Source organism: Micromonospora fulviviridis, from assembly GCF_014648395.1.
GTDB classification, from domain to species: Bacteria; Actinomycetota; Actinomycetes; order Mycobacteriales; family Micromonosporaceae; genus Micromonospora; species Micromonospora fulviviridis.
On the sequence record NZ_BMRA01000007.1, the window covers coordinates 197,894 to 215,771 of the forward strand.

Consider the following 17,878-nt stretch of genomic DNA (forward strand, 5'->3'; position numbering starts at 1 on the left):
CTCAGAGCACGAAGGCGTCCGTCCAGAGGGCGCCGGAGCGGCCGGAGAGCGCATCCAGCATGGCCACCGCCTGCCCGTCGGTGAGCTGCGCGACGAAGTCGACGATCGCCCGCCCGCGGGCCCGGCCGATCCGGTCCGGGGTACGCGGGTGCAGCTCCGCCTCGGCCAGCTCGACCAGGTCGTGCAGCCGGCGGGGCAGCCGGGACTCCTCCTCCGGGTCGAGCAGCCACTCCCAGAGCGCCTCCACGAGGGTGCCGAGCAGCCGCGCCTGACCGCGCTGGTGCAGGGCCAGGTCCGGGCGGGCCAGCACGAACCGGTGGTGGACGAACTTGAGCACCTGCACCTCGTGCCACTGCGGCCGGGCCAGCAGCACGTACCCGGAACGGACATCCGGCTCGGGGGTCACCGTGATGGCGTCGACGAACCGGGTGGACCAGCGCGCGGAGAACCGGGCCACGTACTGCTCGGCCTCGATCGAGCCGTCGAAGGGCAGCGCCAGCAGCCCCTCCACCAGCTCCTCGCGGACGTGCTCGACGGCGGCGGCGAACGCCTCGTCGTCGGCGATCCAGGCGTCCTTGCGGTGCAGTTGGCGGCGCAGCCGCTCGATCGCGGCCCCGGGCCGCCGGCCGGCCGCGGCCAGCGCCGAGGAGGTGATCGCCCGGAAGTGCCCGCACTCGCGCTGCCAGGCCATCAGCTCGGCGGCCACCGCGCCCTGCTGGAGCACCCCGACCCGGTAGAAGTCCTCCACGTCGTGGATGGCGTACGCGATGTCGTCGGCGGTGTCCATGATCGACGCCTCCGGGGTCTGCTGCCAGTCCGGGATCCGGCCGGCGAACGGCTCCCGGGCCTGCCGCAGGTCGTCCACCTCGGTCCGGTACGCGCCGAACTTCGCCGACCCGCTCTCCGGGTCGTCCGGCGGGGCCGCCGCGCCGCGCGGCGCCGGGTCCAGGTGCCGCGGATGCGGGTCCGGGTGGTCCAGCCGGGTCCACGGATACTTCAGCATGGCCGCCCGGACCGCCGCGGTCAGGTCCAGGCCGGTGGTCGCCGCGCCGCGGATCTCGGTGCTGGTGACGATCCGGTACGACTGCGCGTTGCCCTCGAAGCCGTCGGCGAGGCCGAGGCGCTGCCGGGCCAGCCGGTCCAGCACCCGCTCCCCCAGGTGCCCGAACGGCGGGTGGCCGAGGTCGTGGGCGAGCGCGGCGGCCTCCACCACGTCCGGGTCGCAGCCGCCCAGCTTCTCCAGCAGGTCGCGGTGCGCCGGGTCGGCGGTCAACCGCTCGGCGATCGCCCGCGCCACCTGCGCCACCTTGAGGCTGTGGGTGAGCCGGTTGTGCACGAGCAGCCCCGAACCGCCCGGGCTGATCACCTGGGTCACCCCGTTCAGCCGGGCGAAGAAGGGTGAGCCCACGATGCGGTCCCGGTCGGCCCGGAACGGGCTGACGGCGAGGTCACCGAGGGCCCGGGCGCTGCCGCCGAAGAGCCGCCGGGCCCGCGGGTCCGCAGGTTGCTCCATGATCGCCACGCTAGCGCAGCGGACGGCGGGTGCGGCACAGCCGGTCGGAGCCGACCGGCACAATGCAGGGCGGAACCCACCGGAGAAGGCGGATCAGATCGTGACCCAGTCTGTGCACCAGCGGATCGCCGAGGAACTCGGCGTCGCCGAACGTCAGGTGCGGGCGGCCGTGGAGCTGCTCGACGGCGGCGCCACCGTGCCGTTCATCGCCCGCTACCGCAAGGAGGCCACCGGCCTGCTCGACGACGCGCAACTGCGCACGCTGGAGGAGCGGCTGCGCTACCTGCGCGAGCTGGACGAGCGGCGCGCCGCGGTGCTGGAGTCCATCCGGGGCCAGGGCAAGCTCGACGAGGCCCTGGAAGCGCAGATCATGGCGGCCGACTCGAAGTCGCGGCTGGAGGACATCTACCTGCCCTACAAGCCCAAGCGGCGGACCCGGGCCCAGATCGCCCGCGAGGCCGGGCTGGAGCCCCTGGCGGACACCCTGCTGGCCGACCCGGCGCGGGACCCCCGCGACACGGCCGCCGGTTACGTCGACGCCGACAAGGGGGTGGCCGACGCCGCCGCCGCGCTCGACGGCGCCCGGGCCATCCTCATCGAGCGCTTCGCCGAGGACGCCGACCTCATCGGCACGCTGCGCGAGCAGATGTGGTCGCGGGGCCGGCTGGTCTCCCGGGTACGCGAGGGTCAGGAGACGACCGGCGCCAAGTTCGCCGACTACTTCGACTTCGCCGAGCCGTACACCAAGCTCCCCTCGCACCGGATCCTCGCCATGTTCCGGGGCGAGAAGGAGGGCGTGCTCGACCTGACCATGGACCCGGAGGCCGACGGCGACGCCGACGCCGTGGTCACCGGCCCCACCCGCTACGAGGCGGCCATCGCCGGCCGGTTCGGGATCGGCGACCAGGGGCGGCCCGCCGACCGGTGGCTCACCGACACGGTGCGCTGGGCCTGGCGTACCCGGATCCTCATCCACCTCGGCGCCGACCTGCGGATGCGGCTCTGGCAGGCGGCCGAGGAGGAGGCCGTCCGGGTCTTCGCCACCAACCTGCGCGACCTGCTGCTGGCCGCGCCGGCCGGCGCCCGCCCCACCATGGGCCTCGACCCGGGCCTGCGCACCGGCGTGAAGGTGGCCGTGGTCGACGCCACCGGCAAGGTCGTCGCCACCGACACGATCTACCCGCACGAGCCGCGCCGGCAGTGGGACGCCTCCGTGCACACGCTGGCCACCCTGGCCGCGGCGCACGGCGTCGAGCTGGTCGCCATCGGCAACGGCACGGCCAGCCGGGAGACCGACAAGCTCGCCGGTGACCTCATCAAGCGGCACCCCGAGCTGAAGCTGACCAAGGTGGTGGTCTCCGAGGCCGGCGCGTCGGTCTACTCCGCCTCCGCGTACGCCTCGCAGGAACTGCCCGGGCTGGACGTCTCGCTGCGCGGCGCGGTCTCCATCGCCCGCCGCCTCCAGGACCCCCTGGCCGAGCTGGTGAAGATCGACCCGCGCTCGATCGGCGTCGGGCAGTACCAGCACGACCTGTCCGAGGTGAAGCTCTCCCGCTCCCTCGACGCGGTGGTGGAGGACTGCGTCAACGCCGTCGGCGTCGACGTCAACACCGCCTCGGCCCCGCTGCTCACCCGGGTCTCCGGCATCGGCGCCGGGCTGGCCGAGAACATCGTGCTCCACCGTGACGCCAACGGGCCGTTCCGCACCCGGGCCGAGCTGAAGAAGGTGCCCCGGCTCGGGCCGAAGGCGTTCGAGCAGTGCGCCGGCTTCCTGCGCATCCCCGGCGGCGACGACCCGCTCGACTCCTCCAGCGTGCACCCCGAGTCGTACCCGGTGGTGCGGCGGATCCTCGCCCACACCGGGCAGGACCTGCGCGCGCTGATCGGGAAGTCGACCATCCTGCGCGGGCTCCGGGCGACCGAGTTCGTCGACGACACGTTCGGCCTGCCCACCGTCACCGACATCCTCGCCGAGCTGGAGAAGCCCGGCCGCGACCCGCGCCCGGAGTTCCGGACGGCCACCTTCGTCGAGGGGGTGGAGAAGATCAGCGACCTGACGCCGGGGATGGTGCTGGAGGGCGTGGTCACCAACGTGGCCGCGTTCGGCGCGTTCGTCGACGTCGGCGTGCACCAGGACGGCCTGGTCCACGTCTCCGCCATGTCGCACACCTTCGTGAAGGACCCGCGCGACGTGGTGAAGTCCGGCGACGTGGTCCGCGTCCGGGTGCTCGACGTCGATGTGCCCCGCAAGCGCATCTCGCTGACCCTGCGGCTGGAGGACGAGGCCCCGGCCGGCGGCGGACGCCCGCAGGGCGGCGAGGGGCGCCGCGACCGTGGCGGCAGCAGCCAGGGCGGCGGCCGGCGCGGCGAGGGCGGCGTTGGTCAGCGCGGCGGCGAGGGCGGCGGCGGCCAGCGCGGCCAGCGCGGCGGCGGTCAGGGCGGTGACGGCCGGCGCGGCGGCGAGGGCGGCCGCGGCCAGGGCGGCGGTGGCCAGGGCGGTCAGCGCGGCGATCGGGGCGGCTCGCGCGGCGGGCCGCAGCAGCGGCCGGGGCGCGGCGGCGGGGCGCCGGCCCCGACCAACAGCGAGATGGCGGAAGCGCTGCGCCGCGCCGGTCTGGCCTGAGGTCCCGGGGCGCTGTCGGGCTGACGTCACCGACGCCTCAGCTCGACAGCGCCCCTACGACGAGCCGCCCGGGGCGAGCGGCACCAGGCGCGCTACCGCGACCACGAGATCTTGGAAACTTGCCGTTCGGAGCGAACGGCAACTGTCCAAGATTCGGAGTGCCGGCCCGCTCCGGCGCGGTCGAGGCGGGGCGGGGCGGGGCGGGCGACGCGTACCCTCGCGGGCGTGGGTGGGGACGACGGCCTGGAGTGGCGGGAACGGCAGCGCCGGGCGGTGCGGGCGCACGCGGCGGCCGACGCCCGGCAGCGGGCCGCCGAGCAGGCGGAGGCCGCGGAACTGGTGGCGCGGTTCGCCGCCGAGGCGCTGCGGCGCGGGCTGCGCACCGACCGGTTGACGGCGGCCGGCTACGACGGGCGCGGTCGCTACCGGACCCGGATCACCGGCTGGTACGTGGACCGGGCGCAGAGCCGGGCGGTCGACACCGAGGGTCGTTTCTACCTGCTCACCGTGCCGCCGAGCCTGCGGGCGCGCCTGTTCGGGGCCGACCCGGAGCCCGCCCCGCCGCCGCTGGTGGTGGGCCGCGGCGGCCGGGACGGCGAGTCGGTGCCCCTGGCGACGCTGCTCAGCCTGCGTCTCGAGGCGGGCGACGACTGGCGCTGACCCGCGCGGGCCGCTGGTCGGCCCGCTGCCGCGGCACGCCCCGGGCGGACCGCCGCTCGACCCGCCGCCACCAGCAGAGCTGGACGACCAGGGTGAGCAGGCCGGCCAGCACGATGGCGGCCAGGTTGATCACGAGCTGGAGGGCGGAGCCGGCCGCCTCGTGCCACACCCCGTAGGCGGCGGCGACCGCCACGTTCGCCGCGGCCGGCACGGTCGTCACCGAGATCAGCACGCCGACCAGCGAGCCGGACTTCTTCGAGGTCAGCGAGAGCATGCCGGCGATCCCGGCGAGCAGGCCGACGACCCAGGAGAGCGCGTCCGGGCGCCAGATGAAGTCGGTGAGCGGCCGGTCGGCCAGCAGCATGTCCCGGCTGACCAGCCCGGCGGCGCTGAGCGCCCAGGTGCTCACGACGGTGACCAGCATGGCGGCGAGGAAGCCGACCACCAGGGCCTGCACCGAGCGGCCGATGATGTGCGGCTGCCGGCGCAGCAGGGCCACGCAGAGCGCGGCGAGCGGGCCGAACTCGGGGCCGACCACCATCGCGCCGACGATCAGGATGGGCTGGTCGAGCAGCACGCCGATGCCGGCGATCATGGTGGCCACGGTGATCAGCGCCAGGAAGGTGCCGGTGAGCACGGTCTGCTCGCCGGTCTTCGCGGCGATCTCGTCCCAGACCACGGCGTCCTCGCCGTGGCCGGGGGCGTCGGCCGCGGCCTTGTCCGCCTGCGCCGAGAGGGTCAGCTCCACGTCGTCGGCGGAGATGCCACCCCGCGCGTCCACGTCGAGTTCCTGGAGTCGGTGCAGGACCTGGTCGGCGCTCTCCCGGACGACGTCGCAGAGGATCAGGTCGCCGGCGGGCTGGCGGGCGGCGCCGGGGATGACCGCGAGGTGGGTGACGCCCGGGGCCTCCGCGAGCAGGTCGGCCACGGCCGCGGACCGGTCGGTGGGCGCGATGATCCGCAGGTGCAGCACGTGTCTCCCCTCGCCGGGCCTGGGCAGCCGCCGAGTCTACTGGCCGGTCCCCGATCTTCACCGGCTCGACCTGCCCCACTGGCGGGCAGGCCGCGTCCTCCCGGCTGGTCCGTCGGTTTATTGAGGGGGAAAACCCCGGCGGATTCCCTTATCCGGCCTTTTGCCGGCCTTGACCTGACCCGCCGGGAGAGCGTGGAGGTGGCACCGGTGCCGACGTCTGCTGTGCTCAGCCCGCCCGCACCCGCGGCCGTGGGGCAGCCGGTCCGCCCGGACCGGCGCAAACGCGTACTCGACGTGGTGGCGGCGCTGCTCCTGCTGATCCTGGCGGCGCCGGTGACGGCGGTGGTGGCCGTCGCCGTGGCCGTCGGGCTCGGCCGGCCAGTGCTGTTCCGGCAGCCGCGCGCGGGGCGGCACGGCCGTACCTTCCGGCTGGTGAAGTTCCGCACGATGCGGCCGCCGGACCCGGCGCGCGGGCTCGTCGAGGACGCCGACCGGCTCACCCCGCTGGGGCGGTTCCTGCGGGCCACCAGCCTGGACGAGCTGCCCTCGCTCTGGAACGTGCTGCGCGGCGACATGAGCCTGGTCGGGCCCCGCCCCCTGCTCCCCGAGTACCTGCCGCGCTATTCCCCGACCCAGGCCCGCCGGCACGAGGTGCGCCCCGGCATCACCGGCCTGGCGCAGGTACGCGGCCGCAACAGCCTGAGCTGGGAGGACAAGCTGCGGCTCGACGTCCGGTACGTGGACACCCGCACCCTCCGGCTCGACCTGTCGATCCTCCTGGCGACCGTCGGCACGGTGCTACGGCGGGAGGGGATCTCGGCCGCCGGCATGGCGACCGCGCCCGAGTTCGTCGGCGCCGGAAGCCGGAGCACGGCCGAGTGGCGCGACACCGCCGCCACGACACCCGCCGGGGCTGACCGATGAGCCAGACCATCCACCTGTCCGCGCCGGACGTCGGGCCGCTGGAGGAGGCGTACCTGATCGCCGCGCTGCGCTCGGGCTGGGTCGCGCCGGTCGGACCGGACCTGGAGGCCTTCGAGCGGGAGATCGCGGCGCGGGTCGGCACCCGGGGAGCGGTCGGGGTCAGCTCCGGCACGGCGGGCCTGCACCTGGCCCTGCTCGGGGTCGGGGTGCGGCCGGGGGACGTCGTCGTGGTATCGACCCTGACCTTCGTGGCGACCGCCAACGCGGTCCGGTACACCGGCGCGCGTCCGGTGTTCGTGGACTGCGACCCGCAGACCGGCAACCTTGACGTGCCGCTCACCGCCGACCTGCTCCGCCGCCTGCGGGCGCGCGGTGAGCGGGTCGGCGCGGTCGTCCCGGTCGACCTCTTCGGGGCCTGCGCCGACTACTCCGCGCTGGAGCCGGTCTGCGCCGAGGCCGGGGTGCCGATCGTGGAGGACGCGGCCGAGGCGCTGGGCGCCACGCACGCCGGACGCGGCGCGGGCTCCTTCGGCCAGGTGGGTGTGCTCTCGTTCAACGGCAACAAGATCATCACCACCTCCGGCGGCGGGATGATCGTCTCCGACGACACCGCCCTGCTCGCCCGGGCCCGTCACCTGTCCACCCAGGCCCGGGAGCCGACCCGGCACTACGAGCACCGGGAGACCGGCTACAACTACCGGCTCAGCAACCTGCTGGCCGCGCTGGGCCGCGCGCAACTGCGCCGCCTCGACGGGATGATCGGCCGCCGGCGGCAGCTCCGCGACCGGTACGCCAAGCTCTTCGCCCCGGTCCCCGGGGTCACCCTGATCGGCGCCGACGACGCGGCGGCCAACTGCTGGCTGACCAGCCTCGTGGTGGACCCCGAGCGCTCCGGCTGGCAGGCCCGGGAACTCGCCGACCACCTCGCCGAGCGGGGCGTCGAGACCCGTCCGGTGTGGAAGCCCATGCACCTCCAGCCGGCGTACGCCGACGCGGAGAGCTGCCTCACCGGCGCCGCGGACCGCCTGTTCGCCCACGGGCTGACGCTGCCCAGCGGAAGCGCGCTCACCGAGCCGCAGATCGGCGTCGTGCTGGGGGCGATCGACGAGTTCCTGGCCGGCCGCACCGGATCGGCCGCCCGCTGACGGCCGGGTGTCCCGCCGCGGAAGCCGCGGCGGGACACCGAGTGAACGGTCAGCGGCGCGCCCGAGCGGCGGCCTTCGTGAGGATGTCCTCGAACTGGTCCACGCCCACCGACAACGACATCCGGTCGAGGTAGACCTGTCGGGCCCGCGCCCCCAGCTCCGCCCGTGCCGCGGGCGCCAGCGCCGCCGCCTCGGCGAACCGCGCGGCGAGCGCCCGCGGGTCCTCCGGGGCGGCCACCAACCCGACCCCGGCCGAGCCGATGAGCGCGGCCGCGTCGCCGGCCACCGACCCGATCACCGGTGCCCCGCACGCCAGCGCGGCCTGCAGCTTGGACGGGATGGTGCCGGCGAGCGCCGGCAGGTCGCGCAGGCAGACGAGCTGCCAGTCGGCGGCGGCGTAGAGGTCCGCCATTCGGTCGGCGGGCTGCCGGCCGACGAAACGTACGTTGTCGGCGCCCAGCCCGGCGGCGAGCCGGCGGGCGGCGTCCTCGTCGGCGCCGGAGCCGACCAGGACCAGGTCGATCCGGTCCCGCACCAGCGCGGCGGCGCGGATCGCCGTCTCGATGCCCTGGAGCAGCCCGAGGTTGCCGGCGAACATCACGGTGCACCGCCCCCGGTGTCCGATCGCCGCCCGCGCCTCCGCCGACGCCGGCACCGGCCGGAACAGCCCGTCGTCGGTCCAGTTCCACACCACCCGTACCCGGTCCGGGTCGGCGCCCTGCCGGACCACCAGGTCGGCCATGGTCGGCGAGATCACCACGACGGCGGCGGCCACCCGGTACGCGGCGCGCATGAGCCGGGTCAGGCCGCCGGCGAACGCGCGGCCGGCCCAGCCCGTCGGCGCCATCCCCGAGTGCAGCACGGACTCGGGCCAGAGGTCCTGGACGTGCAGCACGACCGGGGTTCGCCGGGCGATGCGGTGCAGGGCGGCCGCGGCGACCGTGGTGGGCGGCGGGTGGTAGACGTACGTCACGTCGACGCCCCGCAGGGTGCTCACCCCGGCGAGGGTGCTGGTGGCGGCGAAGGAGGCGAAGCTGAGCACCCGCCGCGCGGCGGAGGTGTCGTGGCTGGGATAGGACGGCACCCGCCGGACCCGCACCGCGCCCTGCTCCTCACGGTGCCGCCACCGCTGCCGCCAGCCGGGATAGGTGCGGCCGTGCGGATAGCTGGGGAACGTGGTGAGGACCCGGACCTCGTGCCCCCGCTCGGCGAGCCCCTGGGCCAGGTTCCCCGGGATGAAGACGCCCTCCGGCGGATACCACTGGCTGACCAGTCCGATCCTCACGCCGGCACCGCCACCCGGGGCGCCAGGTCCACCGGCTCGGCCCAGGTGTCCGGCCGGGCCGGGTCGAACAGCTCGTTGGTCCAGAAGAGCGTGACCAGCTCGTCCGGGCCGGTGTTGACGATCTTGTGGACCCACATGGTCGGCATGTCGACCAGCACCGGCTCGTCCCCGGACACCGGGAACCGCAGCACCTCGCCGTCGCCGACCCGGCGCAGGCAGATGTCGGCGGCGCCGCGCAGCACCACGAACCGTTCCACCTTGGCCAGGTGGAAGTGCTCGCCGCGGGTGACGCCGGGCAGGGTCGTCGAGCAGAAGGTCTGTCCCGCTCCCCCGTGCGCCCGGACCGCCTCGACCAGTTCGCCGCGGGCGTCGGCCCGCCGGGTCAGCGGCATCGGGTAGTGCGCCGGGAAGCAGTGCGAGCGGTAGGTGTTGAACAGCCGGACGTGGTGCCGGTCGGGCAGCGCCGGGATGTCCCCGACCCGGTAGCCGGTCGCCATCGTGGTGAGCCGGTCGGCGAGTTCCCGGACGCCGATGCGCAGCGCGGGCAGCGCCGGGTCCCACGAGCCGCCGGCCGGGACGCCGGCGAGCCGCGCCGCCGCGTCCGTGACGTGCACCAGGTCGAGCTGCCGGTCCTGGTGGACCTCCGGCCGGCCGCCCTCGGCCAGGACCCGGCAGAAGGTGGCGACCACCGAGTTGTAGAACGGTCGGCCGTGCTCGCCGTACAGGTTGGGCAGCGGCACGTCGTCGAGGGGCAGGCCGGTGTCCGCCAGCACGGCCGCCGCGGCGGCCTTGCCGTCGCCGTACGGGGTGCCGTTGCCGGCCTGCACCGAGTTCGCGTAGACCACCCCGCCGGGCGGGACGGGCGCGGCCCGCAGCCCGTCGGCCAGCGCGGCGGCCAACCGGACGTTGCCGGCCGCCACCTCGGTCGGGTCGTCGGCCCGGTTCACCCCGGCCAGGTGCAGCACCCGGTCGACGCCGCTCACCCTGGCGGCGACCCGCGCCGGGTCGGCCAGGTCGGCCCGGGTGAGGACGACCGGCTCCGGCCAGCCCAGGGCGCGCAGCAGCACCCGGACGTGCCAGCCGAGGAAGCCGCCGGCCCCGGTGAGGGCCAGCCTCAGCATGCCAGCGCCGGATCGCGCAGCGCGAGCTCCGCGCGCACCTCGGGCAGCGTGCGCAGCAGGTCCATGATCTGGGGTACGCCGAGCCGGGGCGCGTTGGCGGAGTTGAAGTCCTCGACCGGGCCGGCGCCGATCTCCCCCTCGGAGACGTAGAGGGCGTAGTTGAGGTCGCGGGCGTCGACGGGCACTCGGAAGAAGTCGCCGAAGTCCTGCGCCTGGATCAGCTCCTCGCGGGTGGCCAGCGTCTCGTCCGGCTTCTCGCCGTGCCGCAGGCCGATCAGGTCGAGCTTGACCGGCACGTCGAAGAGGCGGCAGACCGCCTCGGCCAGGTCGCCGATGGTGCAGGCGGCCGCCTTGCGGATGAAGATGTCCCCGGCCTGCGCGTGCTGGAACGCGTGCTCGACGAGGTCGACCGACTCCTCCAGGGACATCAGGAACCGGGTCATCTGCGGGTCGGTGACGGTCGGCGCGCGACCGGCCTTGATCTGCTCGATGAACAGCGGGATGACCGAGCCGCGCGAGTACATGACGTTGCCGTAGCGGACGCAGCTCACCGTGGTCGGGCTGTCCGGGTGGTTGCGGGCGTGGGCCTGCGCCACCTTCTCCATGAGGGCCTTGCTCATGCCCATGGCGTTGACCGGATAGACGGCCTTGTCGGTGCTGAGCAGCACGACGTTGCTCACTCCGTTGGCCTCGGCCGCCTCGACCACGTTCGCGCTGCCCAGCACGTTGGTCCGGATGGCCTCGAGGGGGAAGAACTCGCAGGAGGGCACCTGCTTGAGCGCCGCGGCGTGGAACACGTAGTCGACGTCCCGGCAGGCCCGCGCCACCGAGTCGAGGTCCCGCACGTCGCCGACGTAGTAGCGCACCCGGCTCTCGCCGACGGTCTGCCGCATCGCGTCCTGCTTCGCCTCGTCGCGGCTGAGCACCCGTACCTCGCCGACGTCGTGGGTGAGCAGGCGGCGCACCATCGTCTGACCGAAGGAGCCGGTGCCACCGGTGATCAACACCCGGCACCCGGCAGGAAGGACAGTCACAGAAACTCCGCTCCTCGTTGCTCGGCCGCGACCTTGACGTACCTGACAGGGCCAACGAGGCGGGACCGGACGAAGAAACGGAAACAGGCATAAACCAGACGAAAGTCCCTCAGCGCACCGCCTGCCTGACGAGCGTGCGGAGCCGGGGCGCGCAGGTCCGCTCCCAGGACAGCTCCGCGCGGGCCGCCGCCGCGTACCGGTCCGCCGCCACGCACACCTCGTCGGCGTCGTCCAGCAACCGCCGCACGCCATGCGCGAAGGCCTCCGGCCGGCGGGGGTCGGCGAGCACGCCGACCATGGAGCGGGTCACGAAGCGCCGGGTCGCCGGGAGGTCCGAGGCCACCACGGCCAGCCCGACCGTGGCGTACTCGTAGAGCTTGGTGCTGACGCACAGGGCCGCCTGACCGACGTCCTGCAGCGCCGACACGCCGATCCCGCAGCTCGCCAGGAGCCGGCCGACCTCGTGCGGCGGCATCGGGTCGAGCAGGACGAGGTTCGCCGGCGTGCCGTGCCGGTGCAGCAGTCCCTCGAAGGCCCGCCGGGCCGCGGCCGAGGGGAACCGCCGCACCACGAGAAACTCCACCTCCGGCACGACCCGCGCCAGCTCGTGGGCCAGGCCGACGATGACCTCGGCGCCGAACATCGAGGTGAGGGTGCCGGTGTGCACCACCCGGCGCAACAGCTCCGGGACGAGCGGCCGAGGCGCGTCGCCGAGCAGCGCGTCCGCCGGGTAGTTCGGGGTGACCGAGGTGGGGATGCCCCAGCCACGGAACCGGTCACCGAGTTCCTCGGTGGCGACGTTCGCCCCGGCCAGCACCGAGGCGTACCGGCGTTCGACACCGGTGATCACGCGGTGGGCGGGCCGGCGCAGCAGCCGCGGGCCGGGCAGTCGATCCGAGTAGTACTCGGGGTAGTACTCGTGGACGTCGTAGAGCACCGGCCGGCCGGTCCGGCGGGCCCACCGGCGTGCCTGCGGCAGAAGGTAGAAGTCGTGGATGTGCCAGCCGTCGGGATCCGCCCGGCGGGCCAGCTCGGCGACCCGCGGCACCAGCCGGATCCGCTCCCGGAACGACGTCGGCGCGGGGAGCCGGGTCTCCCGGACGCGGTCGTGGGGCGCGTACTCGCCCGGCTCGCCACCGAGCCAGATGAAGTGGACGTCGAACCCGGCGTCGAGCACCGACTGCGCACACCGGAGGACCCGCTGGTCGCCCACCGGGTGGACGGTCGGCACGCAGACGGTGCGGTGCAGCGCGGGTGCGGTCGGCGCACGTAGCTGCCACCGATCTGTTCTGATCTGGCCGTTCGGCTCGTCCATGGTTCTCCCTGCGTCGGCGGGTCACGTGGTCACGTGGTGGCGATCGACCCGTCCAGGAACGGGCGCAGGGCCTCGGCCGCCGCTGTTCCGTCGTGCCACCTGGCGACGTACGCGGGGCCGGCCGCCGCGATGTCCGCGTAGACCGCCGGGTCGGCGAGGATCTCCTCCATGACCGCCGCGAAGCGGTCCGGTGGCGCGTCCACGATCGGTGGCTGGTCCGGCATGAGCGCCCGGGTGGGGGGATCCACGTAGCCGACGACCAGCCGCGCGGCGGCCATGGCCTCGACGGCCGCCACCCCGTAGCTGCCCGTGAGGATCTGGTCGACCACGATGTCGGCGCCGGCCACCAGATCGGGCATGGCGGCGTGGGCGACCGTCTCCGGAGCCAGGTAGCGGATGCGGCCACGGGCCGCGAGGTCCCGCAGGACGGGGTCGATGACCTGCGTGCCCTTGATCGGCGGGACGGTCCGACTGGGGCGGTGGAGCACCGTCGGGCGCCGGGCCGTCAGGGCCGGGCGTGGCGTCCACCAGTCGGCGACCGCGACGGACACGGGCAGCCAGGAGGCCCACGGCGCGTCGAGAAGCAGGTCGGGTGTGCTGACGAAGAGTGGGACGCCGAGGTCCGCGGCGATCGTCCGATGACGGCGGGCGAGCCCACGAGCGAGGTCCACCCACTCGCGGGGAGCGGTGGCGTAGTACGAGAACGGATTTCGCTCGATGTGGGCGTCCGGGTCGCGGAGGTCGGTGCCGTGCGAGATCAGTGCCACCCGCAGGCCCAGGTCGGCCAGGCGCGGGACGTCCCCGGCGAGATCCGACCTGCCCACGCGGCCGTACACCGGCAGGAAGCCGTCCACCGCGACGTGGGTGGCGCCCCGCAGGACGCGCCGCATCCGCCAGCTCCGCCCCCACGGCGTGGTCATGCGCGGGTGCGGCAGCCGGTGGTCGGCGTGGAACGACATCCGGCGCCCGGGCCGCAGGCGGGGACGTTGTTCCACCGCGAACGAGACCGCGGACCCGCCCAGGCGGCGCTCGACCGCGCGGGCCCACTGATGCGCCTGCCCGGCGTAGTTCGCGGGCCCGACGGCCAGGCGCCACCGCGCGGACGGGCCCGCCGGGGGCGCCTCGCCCAGCTGTTCCCGCCGGCGACTGGACAGGCTCATCGGCTGGCTCCCGAGGTCACGGGCGAGACCGCGCTGCCGCTCGACGGCCCCGGGGGCTTCGGCGTGCCCCCATGGCCGCCCGGCCGGTGCCGGTAGAGCCAGCGGGCGGCGAAGCCGAGCAGGACCACGGTCAACGCGACCGCCAGCGCCACGGAGACGGGCCGCGGAAAATGCCCCCGGGCGACCAGGAGAACCGGATAGGCCACACCGACCAGGAGCAGGTAGCTCCGGATGGAACCGGCCCAGCCACGCAGGCTCGATCCGGCCAGGCGCAGCGACCAGCCCACGTAACCGATGCTGATCGCCAGGCCGCTGAAGGAGTACGCGCCGATCCCGACCATGGCGGAGCCGACCAGAAGCCCGGACGCGAGCGAGCCCAGCCGGAGCGCGGTCTCCACGCCCGACAGCAGCAGCAGGCTGCGGAGCCGGTCCTTGACCGTCATGAGCGTGCTGAGCGGCGACGACACGAACGAGGCGGCGAGCCAGGGTGCGAGCAGGGCCGAGATGGACCCGGCGGTCCGCCACTCGGCGCCGAAGGCGAGCACGTACAGCTCCGGGCCCAGCAGGAGGACGAATCCGAAGGTCGGCACCGAGAGGAACACGAGACCGGTGGTGACCCGCTCCACGGCGAGCCGGATGTCGCCCCCGTCCCGCTCCAGAGCGGCGATCCTGGGAAAGAAGACGCTGCCGACCGCCTGCCCGATCAGGGCGGCCGGCAGGGTCAGCAGGCGGGTCGCGAACGCGAAGAGCCCGGAGACCGTCACTCCGTAGCAGACCGCCACCACCGGCGCGATCGCCCCGACGCTGATCATGTTCAGCAACGCGGGCGGACTCGTCAGCAGGGCGAACCGGCGCCACTTCACGGCCGCCGACCACCACTCGGAGGCGGTACGGACGCCGAGAACCCCCGAGCGGCGCAGCAGCGCCACCGAGTACCAGGCGCGTCCCGCGACGTAGCCCCCGGTCAGGCCGGTCGCGCCCGCGCCCAGGGGCGCAGCCACGAGCTGCCCGACGCCCTGCACGGCGGCGCCCAGCACCGTTGCTCGGCTGACCGCCGCGAATCTCTCCCGGCGGCTCTGGAGCATCCGGGCGGCCGCCGAGGTGCCGAGTGTCGCGACCATGGCGGGCACCAGCCACACGCCCGCCCCCGCACCGAACGCGGACCACCGGTGGCCGGTCGCCACCAGGTGGATCGCCAGGACTGCCAGCAGGGCGACGGCGACCAGCACCGCGGCGACGACGGCGGTGGCCGTGAGCACCACGGCCTCACCCTCGTCCTCGGTAAGCGGAATCGCCATCTCCAGACGGAGGGTGGCCGCGGTCGCGATGATCAGGGCGAGCGAGAGCGCGATCGAGAACTCGCCGAACTCCCTCGGCGCGTAGAGGCGAGCCAGGAACACGGAGGTCAGCATCGCGATGCCCTGGGCCAGGGCGGTGCTGACCGCGAGGTGGGACACGTGCCGGTAGAAGGGAGACGCCCCGGGACCGGAGTGGCGTCGCAGCACTAACTCCTCCTCGCTCCGACGAGGAGGGGTCGCGGGCCGGCGACCTGATCGTCGACCCGGACCCACGGGCTGCCCGCCGGCCCCTGGCCGGTCGGCCGCTCGCCTCGCGGCGGGCACATCCGGTAGAGGAGCCAGGCCTGGGCCGAAGCCTGGCCCAGCAGCAGCCACCACCAGGGCGAGGCCAGGATCGAGCTGGCGGCGAGACCGCTCGCGGCGAACCCGGCAAGGCCGAGGCCGGTCGCCATGCGCAGGTCGAACGCCTCCGCCCGGTGCGCCGCGGCGGCCTTCCGCCGTAACGTGACGTGCGCCAGCACCACGATGACGGCGAACAGCGGCAGCAGCACCGGCAGGCCGAATTCGGCGGCGATCTCGGCGAAGCTGTTGTGGGCCATCGTCGTGCCGCCCAGATCGACCTCCTGCCACTGGCCGGCGAGGAGCTCGAACGAACCGGCCCCGCGCCCGAGGAGCCCGGAGCTGACGAACAGCCGCCAGCCCAGCAGCGTCAGGTTGACCCTCATCTGGTCGGAGGCGCGCAGACTGTCGTTCTCCTCGAAGGGGGACGTGAACTGTCCCAGCACGCGTTGCCCCGGCTCGCTCGCGGCGGCGAGCGACAGACCGATCCACGCGGCAAGGCCGAGCACCAGCACCGGCACCGCCACCGGCCGCTGGCGCAGGCTCGCCGCCCGCCCGAACCACCACACGGCCACGGGGCCGATCACCAGCGCGCCGAGGAAGCCCGTGCGGCTCTGGGTGGCCACGATCAGGACGATCCAGAAGACGACGAGTCCGGCGTGCAGGACGCGGATCAGCGTCGACCGCGCGACGATGCCGCCCCAGACGAGGAAGGGGAGGCAGGTCAACAGGAATCCGGCGTAGTTGTTGGGGTTGTAGAAGGTGCTGGCGATGAGCGTCGTGTCGGGGCCGAGGGCGGCTCCCTCCGACAGGTGACGTCCCGACTGCAGTTCCCAGACCGCGATCGCTCCCGTGACCAGGAAGGCCACGGTCCAGCCCAGGCGCAGCGTGGCGACGCCGGTGCGGGAGCCACCGGAGAAGGCCAGCACGCAGAGCCCCGCCGCGAACGCGTAGGAGATCGAGCCGATCTTGCGGAGCCCGATGTCCGCGTCCACGGTCCAGAAGAGCGAGACGGGCAGCCACACCGCCCAGGTCACCGCCAGCCACATGAAGAGCCGAGGCACCACGGCGGTGGCCGTCCGCGGCCTGACCAGCAGCATGAACGCCGGCACGACGGCGAGGACGACGACGAGCCGGTAGAGATTCGGGAAGGTCGCCGGAGAGAGATCGATGGTGGCGTAGGCGCCCAGCGCCGCGAGACCCGGAAGAAGCGCCAGCAGCAGCAACCGCACCTTGCCGGGTTCGGGAGGTGCCGCGGCGGTGTCGCCGCTGTCGAGAGGCGTCGGGGCGGTCACCGTTTCACGCCGGTCGTTCTGACCGCCGCGGCACGGGGCCCGATCGGAACTGCCGAATGCTGATCCATTGCTTCCTCTGTCGCGACGATTGACGGTTGTCGAGCCTTGCGACCGCAGGAACGTGAACCGGGCACGCCCTCGACGCGGTGCGGCGGGACCACAGTCACCCAAACGACCAAGGGTGCGCGACGGTTACTTGATCACGGCGTCCCGCCTCCGGCCTGCCCGTACGCCCCGCCGACCGCCTCCGGATGTGGTGAGCTGTACGGGTGGCGGGACTGGGTCTGGTGCTGCACCCCACCCGGGACGTCTCCGAGGTGGTCGGGATCATCGAGCGGTGGGCGTCGGGCCACCGCAAGACGCTGCTGGTCCGCGCCGAGGACGAGCACCGGGTACCGTCCTGCGTCGAGCCCGTCCCGGCGGACGAGCTGGCCACCCGCGCCGACGCCCTGATCAGCATCGGCGGCGACGGGACCATGCTGGGCGCGCTGCGCATGGCGGTGCGCGACCCGAAGCCGGTGCTCGGCGTGCACCTGGGCCGGCTCGGCTTCCTCGTGGAGGTCGAGCCCCCGGACCTGCCGCACGCGCTGAGCCGGCTCGCGGCGAAGGACTTCACCGTCGAGTCACACGCCTGCCTCGCCTGCGACGTCTGCGGCGACGACGTGGTGGCCTTCAACGACATCGCGCTGGTCCGCCAGCCCGGCTCCGGGTTCGTCACCGCCACCCTCGCGGTGGACGGCCAGCGGTATGGCTACTACCGCTGCGACGCGTTGGTGGTCAGCACGCCGACCGGCTCGACGGCGTACAGCTACGCGGCGGGCGGCCCGCTGATCTCGCCGGCGGCGGACGCCGTGGTGGTGACCCCGTCGGCGCCGATGGCGGGCATCTCCCGCTCCGTCGTGCTCGCCCCGGAGGAGAGCATCCGGCTCGACCTCCGGCCGCACTCGGCGGCGGTCGCCGTCGAGATGGACGGGCTGGTGATCAAGGACGCGGCGACCGAGGGGGCGGTGCAGATCCGCTACCGCCGGGACGCCGGTCGGGTGGTCCGCTTCGACCCGCAGCGCTACCAGGAACGCAACCAGCTCAAGCTGAGCCTGCTCGACCTGCCGTTCCTGCCCGACCAGCTCCGCGAGCTGCTCCCCGAGGAACTGCGCCGGGAGCGCGACCAGCGGGAGCTGGAACCGCCCTGTTGA

The 17,878-nt window shown here is 74.2% G+C and carries 14 protein-coding genes; 5 read left to right on the forward strand and 9 right to left on the reverse strand.

Annotation, left to right across the window (positions count from 1 at the left end; genetic code table 11):
• Position 1 precedes the first annotated feature (1 nt).
• A complete protein-coding gene (locus tag IEY96_RS20215) occupies positions 2-1,513 on the reverse strand; it encodes a deoxyguanosinetriphosphate triphosphohydrolase family protein (RefSeq protein WP_189196370.1) in 1,512 nt (503 codons plus the stop codon).
• A gap of 100 nt (positions 1,514-1,613) precedes the next feature.
• Here IEY96_RS20215 and IEY96_RS20220 point away from each other — a divergent pair, with 100 nt between their 5' ends.
• Both IEY96_RS20220 and IEY96_RS20225 read left to right on the forward strand, forming a co-directional pair.
• Positions 1,614-4,136 carry a Tex family protein gene (locus tag IEY96_RS20220; protein ID WP_189196371.1) on the forward strand — a complete coding sequence of 841 codons (2,523 nt, stop codon included), beginning with the start codon at positions 1,614-1,616 and terminating at the stop codon, positions 4,134-4,136.
• 225 nt (positions 4,137-4,361) lie between these two features.
• Positions 4,362-4,796 carry a hypothetical protein gene (locus IEY96_RS20225; protein ID WP_189196372.1) on the forward strand — a complete coding sequence of 145 codons (435 nt, stop codon included), beginning with the start codon at positions 4,362-4,364 and terminating at the stop codon, positions 4,794-4,796.
• Here the strand turns inward: IEY96_RS20225 and IEY96_RS20230 are convergent.
• Complete coding sequence (locus IEY96_RS20230; RefSeq protein WP_189196373.1) at positions 4,759-5,769, reverse strand: DUF389 domain-containing protein; 1,011 nt, start codon at positions 5,767-5,769, stop codon at positions 4,759-4,761. The two genes, IEY96_RS20225 and IEY96_RS20230, sit on opposite strands and share 38 nt — an antisense overlap.
• Before the next feature lie 207 nt (positions 5,770-5,976).
• On the opposite strand from IEY96_RS20230, the gene IEY96_RS20235 reads away from it, so the two are divergent.
• On the forward strand, positions 5,977-6,693 hold the full coding sequence (locus IEY96_RS20235; protein WP_308429938.1) for a sugar transferase: 717 nt from the start codon (positions 5,977-5,979) through the stop codon (positions 6,691-6,693).
• Positions 6,690-7,838: a DegT/DnrJ/EryC1/StrS family aminotransferase gene (locus IEY96_RS20240; RefSeq protein WP_189196374.1), complete on the forward strand. Its 1,149-nt coding sequence runs from the start codon at positions 6,690-6,692 to the stop codon at positions 7,836-7,838. The genes IEY96_RS20235 and IEY96_RS20240 overlap by 4 nt, the downstream gene beginning before the upstream one ends.
• 49 nt (positions 7,839-7,887) lie before the next feature.
• Here IEY96_RS20240 and IEY96_RS20245 read toward each other — a convergent pair whose 3' ends face one another.
• The 7 genes from IEY96_RS20245 to IEY96_RS20275 all read right to left on the reverse strand — a co-directional run bounded on the left by IEY96_RS20245 (position 7,888) and on the right by IEY96_RS20275 (position 16,856).
• A complete protein-coding gene (locus IEY96_RS20245; protein ID WP_189196375.1) occupies positions 7,888-9,123 on the reverse strand; it encodes a glycosyltransferase family 4 protein in 1,236 nt (411 codons plus the stop codon).
• The gene (locus tag IEY96_RS20250) at positions 9,120-10,244 is read right to left on the reverse strand and encodes a polysaccharide biosynthesis C-terminal domain-containing protein (RefSeq protein ID WP_189196376.1); all 1,125 of its coding nucleotides are present in this window, start codon (positions 10,242-10,244) and stop codon (positions 9,120-9,122) included. Before IEY96_RS20250 ends, IEY96_RS20245 begins: the two co-directional genes overlap by 4 nt.
• On the reverse strand, positions 10,238-11,278 hold the full coding sequence (locus tag IEY96_RS20255; RefSeq protein ID WP_189196377.1) for a polysaccharide biosynthesis protein: 1,041 nt from the start codon (positions 11,276-11,278) through the stop codon (positions 10,238-10,240). The genes IEY96_RS20250 and IEY96_RS20255 overlap by 7 nt, the downstream gene beginning before the upstream one ends.
• 109 nt (positions 11,279-11,387) lie before the next feature.
• Positions 11,388-12,593: a glycosyltransferase family 4 protein gene (locus tag IEY96_RS20260; protein ID WP_189196378.1), complete on the reverse strand. Its 1,206-nt coding sequence runs from the start codon at positions 12,591-12,593 to the stop codon at positions 11,388-11,390.
• A 29-nt stretch (positions 12,594-12,622) separates the two neighbouring features.
• Entirely contained in the window at positions 12,623-13,753 is a 1,131-nt protein-coding gene (locus tag IEY96_RS20265) for a hypothetical protein (protein ID WP_189196379.1), read from the reverse strand.
• Positions 13,750-15,258, reverse strand: a complete 1,509-nt coding sequence (locus IEY96_RS20270; protein WP_189196380.1) for a lipopolysaccharide biosynthesis protein — start codon at positions 15,256-15,258, stop codon at positions 13,750-13,752. The genes IEY96_RS20265 and IEY96_RS20270 overlap by 4 nt, the downstream gene beginning before the upstream one ends.
• Positions 15,258-16,856: an O-antigen ligase family protein gene (locus IEY96_RS20275; protein WP_189196381.1), complete on the reverse strand. Its 1,599-nt coding sequence runs from the start codon at positions 16,854-16,856 to the stop codon at positions 15,258-15,260. The genes IEY96_RS20270 and IEY96_RS20275 overlap by 1 nt, the downstream gene beginning before the upstream one ends.
• 98 nt (positions 16,857-16,954) lie before the next feature.
• Here IEY96_RS20275 and IEY96_RS20280 point away from each other — a divergent pair, with 98 nt between their 5' ends.
• Complete coding sequence (locus tag IEY96_RS20280) at positions 16,955-17,878, forward strand: NAD(+)/NADH kinase (protein ID WP_189196382.1); 924 nt, start codon at positions 16,955-16,957, stop codon at positions 17,876-17,878.

Excerpts from the sequence above, each read along its gene's own strand:
- IEY96_RS20260 (WP_189196378.1), bottom strand. The coding sequence starts at position 12,593 with ATGGACGAGCCGAACGGCCAGATCAGAACAGATCGGTGGCAGCTACGT.
- IEY96_RS20215 (WP_189196370.1), bottom strand. The coding sequence starts at position 1,513 with ATGGAGCAACCTGCGGACCCGCGGGCCCGGCGGCTCTTCGGCGGCAGC.
- IEY96_RS20240 (WP_189196374.1), top strand. The coding sequence starts at position 6,690 with ATGAGCCAGACCATCCACCTGTCCGCGCCGGACGTCGGGCCGCTGGAG.
- IEY96_RS20265 (WP_189196379.1), bottom strand. The coding sequence starts at position 13,753 with ATGAGCCTGTCCAGTCGCCGGCGGGAACAGCTGGGCGAGGCGCCCCCG.
- IEY96_RS20250 (WP_189196376.1), bottom strand. The coding sequence starts at position 10,244 with ATGCTGAGGCTGGCCCTCACCGGGGCCGGCGGCTTCCTCGGCTGGCAC.